General features: G+C 25.6%; 5 protein-coding genes and 1 pseudogene. 5 read left to right on the top strand and 1 reads right to left on the bottom strand.

Annotated features, from left to right (window positions below):
* The 5 genes and pseudogenes from KQ44_RS06035 to lysA form a co-directional block, all read left to right on the top strand.
* A pseudogene (locus KQ44_RS06035) lies at positions 1-436 on the top strand (HPr family phosphocarrier protein); the annotation flags it as partial.
* Between the two features lie 2 nt (positions 437-438).
* The gene (locus KQ44_RS06030; RefSeq protein WP_096736663.1) at positions 439-1,134 is read left to right on the top strand and encodes a metallophosphoesterase; all 696 of its coding nucleotides are present in this window, start codon (positions 439-441) and stop codon (positions 1,132-1,134) included.
* Positions 1,135-1,153: 19 nt separating this feature from the next.
* Positions 1,154-1,444, top strand: a complete 291-nt coding sequence (locus KQ44_RS06025) for a hypothetical protein (RefSeq protein WP_096736662.1) — start codon at positions 1,154-1,156, stop codon at positions 1,442-1,444.
* Positions 1,445-1,516: 72 nt separating this feature from the next.
* Entirely contained in the window at positions 1,517-2,431 is a 915-nt protein-coding gene (locus tag KQ44_RS06020) for a divergent polysaccharide deacetylase family protein (protein WP_096736661.1), read from the top strand.
* A gap of 47 nt (positions 2,432-2,478) precedes the next feature.
* Positions 2,479-3,717, top strand: coding sequence for a diaminopimelate decarboxylase (lysA, locus tag KQ44_RS06015; protein ID WP_096736660.1), 1,239 nt, complete (start codon positions 2,479-2,481; stop codon positions 3,715-3,717).
* Positions 3,718-3,762: 45 nt separating this feature from the next.
* Here lysA and KQ44_RS06010 read toward each other — a convergent pair whose 3' ends face one another.
* Complete coding sequence (locus KQ44_RS06010) at positions 3,763-4,638, bottom strand: radical SAM protein (RefSeq protein ID WP_096736659.1); 876 nt, start codon at positions 4,636-4,638, stop codon at positions 3,763-3,765.
* Positions 4,639-4,818 lie beyond the last annotated feature (180 nt).

Raw genomic sequence — 4,818 nt, 5'->3', positions numbered from 1 at the left:
ACTAATAGGTGTAGAAGATTTACATGAAGAATATGATACTGTTATCATTAATAATTTTGTTGAAGAAGCTATAAAAAATTTGGATTATGTCCTTGAAGATAAAAGAAAATCAGCGGATTATTCTATTAATATTTATATGATGGATAATATTAATTCAAACTCTAATAAGTATAGAGTAATAAATATAGTACAGACTATAGGAAAGATTTATGAGATAAAAGAAAGTATTATAGATAATATTATTGACAGGATAAAATATGATTATGAACCTTCTATTAATTCTAATATAGATGAGTATAGTGATAGTATAAAAGAGTTTAAGGAGCTTTTACAAAAAGAATTTGAAAATATTTATACTTCTAAAGTATTAGAAAAAGACACAAGTAATTTGAGTATAGATTATCATAATATATTAACACTTGCAAGGAGACTTTAAAAATGAAAATAGCCATTATAGGTGATTTGCATGGAAAAGATTGCTGGAAAAAACTTCTTGAAGGGAGATTTACTGAATTTGATAAGATAATCTTTATGGGTGATTACAGCGATGACAGTTGGGTTCGCTTTTGTGATGAAGATATAATTAACAATCTTGAAAATGTAATAGAGTTTAAAAAAAATCATAATGATAATGTTGAGCTTCTTATAGGTAATCATGATTTTCAGTATATAGTTGGCTATCCTACAGCAAGCAGATACAGAGAAAGCTATGCAAAAGAAATGAATGGAATATTTAATAATAATGCTGACATATTTAATCCTATACATATAGAAAATAATTATATATTTACACATGCTGGAATAACAAACGGCTGGATTGATTATATAAAAAATAAATATGATATAGATAATATAGATATTGATAATATTGAAAGTATTGTAAATATAATATATAAGAATGATAAAGATGACTGTAATATAGCATCTTTCAGACGAGGCGGATTAAGTAAATTTGCAGGTATTTTATGGGCTGATACAGAAGATTTGCTTGCGGATTCTTGGATTGGGTATAATCAGGTAGTAGGTCATAATAGGGTAAAGCCGTATAGTATTATAAAAAAAGATGATACCATTATTTATATGTCGGATCATTTTGATAGCGAACAGGATAAATTATTAGCATTAGAAATATAGTTCAAGGAGTTATTAATATATGTTTCCAGATAAACCGCCTTTTTTTTATAAATGCACAAAATGCGGACATTATTTTAGTTCGGATAAAGATTTGCATGCCCCTTCTATTTTTTCTGATGTTTCATTAGATTTTGAAAATACTCAAACTGATGAAGATGGAAATGTAATAACAGAAATTACCTCAGATGATAATAAATATTCTAAAAAAGATTCTTTTTTTACAAAAATTATGAAAAATATAACTTATCCTAAATGTCATAAATGTAAAGAACATTCCGTTGTGAGTATGAATAATATTATAGAAAAATGATTTATCTTATGTAATTGACTTTTATTAGCATTTAGATTATCATAAAAAGTAAATATTAGTTAGTTAGTTTTTATGAAAAGAATAATTATTTTTTTATTTTTATTTATTGTAATTATTGTATTTTATTTTACCTTTATCAAGGTTAAAGAAAATTATGGAATTAGTTTTGAATATGCAGATGATAATAACAATTATGCATCTGAAAAAACTATAACATCAAGAAAAACTAATGATATATTTTATTTAGCAGATATTAATTCTCCTAATATATCAGAACCTATATTGGATAATATTAAAAAACCCATAGAAAGCAGTAATTTTATAAGTATTATAATAGATGACAGCGGCAATACTCTTGATTATACAGATAGGTATTTTCAATTAGCTTATAAATACGGCATAACATTTGCAGTACTTCCAGATTCTCCTCATAGTATTGATTTTTCTTATTTAGCATATAGTAATGATGTTAATGTTATTTTGCATATGCCTATGGAAGGCAGCGATTATTTCGGAGAGGAGACTATAATAAGAACTGGAATGAATAAAGATGAAGTTTTTAATTTATTAGATTATTCATTTTCAAAAGTTCCTTATTCTGTTGGAATGAATAATCATACAGGCTCTCTTGCTTGTAAGGATATTAATATAGTTTCATATATGATTGACTATGCTAAAGATAATAATAAATATTTTGTTGATTCTTATACTTCTGCAGAAAGTTTGATATATGATTTGGCATTAGAAAATAATGTAAGAACGGCAAAGAGAAATGTATTTTTGGACAATGATAGAGATTATGATAGTATAATGAAGCAGTGGAGAGAACTTGTTAAATTATCAAAAGAGTATGGTATTGCTATTGGTATAGGGCATTATCAAAGCGAAGAAACATTAAAGGTTTTGGAAAATAATCTGCCTCTTCTTTATGAGGATAATATATTAAGCGTGGATATAACAGAAGTTTTAACTAAAAAACTTGAATGATATAAAAAATCATAAAAAACAATTAATAAAAATATAGGAGCGGTATAATGATAGGCTATAAAAATAATATATTAATGTGCGAAGATATTGATATAAGAGAACTTATAAAAGTTTATGGAAGTCCTTTTTATCTTTATTCAAAAAATGACATATTACAGAAAATAAGATTTTTGAAAGATATATTTTCATCTTTAGACGATGTATTAATAGCATATGCTGTTAAGGCTGAGAATAATTTATCTATATTAAAAATGATGGTAGAAGAAGGAATTGGTGCAGATGTTGTTTCTCTTGGAGAGAGTTTGAAATATATAAAAGCTGGAGGAGATGCTAGTAATATAGTATTTTCTGGTGTCGCTAAAACAGAAGAAGAGATAAAAAAATCTATTGAGCTTAATATAAAACGTTTTAATATAGAATCAATACCCGAAGCTGTAAGAATTAATAATATAGCTAAAGAACTTAAAAAGAGAGTAAAATGTTCTATAAGAGTTAATCCAAATGTTGATGCACATACACATGAAAAAATCACTACTGGTGTAAATGGTAACAAGTTTGGAGTATGTATTAAAACTATAATAGAAAATTCTAATCTTTTAAAATCATTAGATAATATAGAAATAGAGTCATTATCAATGCATATAGGCTCTCAAATGACAGATGCTGAGCCTTTTTACAGAGCCATTTTGGTGATGAAAGACTTAATAGGCGAAGTTAATAGTATGGGATTTAATATAACCGATATTGATATAGGAGGCGGTTATGGGGTAAGGTATAATAAAGATCATTCTGGGTTTGATTTTGATAAGTTCAAAAATGAAAGCATAAATCTATTGAAAGAAATGAATCTCAAAGTAACAACCGAACCAGGAAGATATTTTGTAGCAGAATCTGGTGCTTTGATAATGAGGGTAGAATATGTAAAAGAGGAGCTTGGAAGAAAGTATGTTATATTAGATGGTGGTATGAACGATTATGTAAGGGTAGCTATGTATGATGCTTATAATGAGATATATCCTTTGGTAAAAAGAGAAAGCGTATCAAACTATGATTTTGTAGGACCTATATGTGAAAGTTCTGACTTTTTTGCCTATGACAGAGAGTGTTCTGTAGTAGAAGAGGGAGATTATGTGGCTTTACTTGATGCAGGTGCTTATGGATTTAGTATGTCAAGTAATTATAATTCAAGACCTCTTATAGCACAGGTTATGGCAGATAAAGATAAGCATTATATTATACGAAAAAGACAGACTTTTGATGATATGATAAAGGATGAAATAATATAATTTTATTTAATATGTCAAAATTATATAAAAAATAGTTTTGACATATTAATCACAATTTTTAATATTATTCATACTATAATAGCATTTTATACATATATCAGGAATCGTTTTATTCTTTACAGATTCTGTCAAATTATATCTTAATTTTTTTCTAAGATTTTTATAATTTTTATCATTCCAAATTTGTATTATATTATTTTCTATAATATTTCCAACTTTTAATTCTCTAAAGTAATCATTACAGCACACTAACATATTTCCATCCTTGTCTATTATTGGGTTTATGAATACATCGCAATACTTGAAAGACATATATTCTCTTTTTACTTCAACACTTCCAGCCCTTGTACCTAATTCTTTTTCTGTTAAAGTTTTTATTATAAAAGAATTACCTATTTTTTCTTTTATAGCTGATAATTTTTTGTATGCGTTATTAGGATTTTTATCATGTATAGTTACTATAAACATATCAATACCATTTTGCTTATATTCTATGCTGTTTTCTAATGTTAAAAAATCTCCGTTTGTCAATAGTATATTTGTAACTCCTTTTATTTTTTCTTTTGATAGTTTTATAAAATTTATGAGTCTTTCATCTAATAAAGGCTCATTATAAAAATTCCAGCCGATCCAGCCTGCATATTTCATTTTACTTAAATCATCTATAAATTTATAAATAATTTTTTCATCAGCATATAACTTTGGTGTTGGATTATTATGATTCGGGCAATATATACATCTTCTATTACAGTATGTTGATGTTTCTATAGATATGCCTGTAAATATATCAAATGTTCTGTATTTTATTAAATTATTTATTTTTTGAATAACTCTATATATTTTTCTTAATTTATTATCATCATATGAATCTAAAATATGAGGAAAAAATTTTAATATTATATTTAAAAGTATAGTTTTCATATTTATATCCTTTTATTTTTTATGCTTAAAGAATAAGCAAAATAATTTTTATAATTTTTTAAGATACTGTATGTTTATTTTGATTTGTACAATTTTTTTATATTGTTTTGTATGTAAATAATGATATATGTTCTATATTATATAGACTGTAGACTGTAGACTGTAGACTGTAGACTGTAG

Source organism: Brachyspira sp. G79, from assembly GCF_002379365.1.
Taxonomy (GTDB): domain Bacteria; phylum Spirochaetota; class Brachyspiria; order Brachyspirales; family Brachyspiraceae; genus Brachyspira.
The sequence above is the reverse complement of the archived record's forward strand: the minus strand, read 5'-3'. Positions and strand labels throughout refer to the sequence as shown.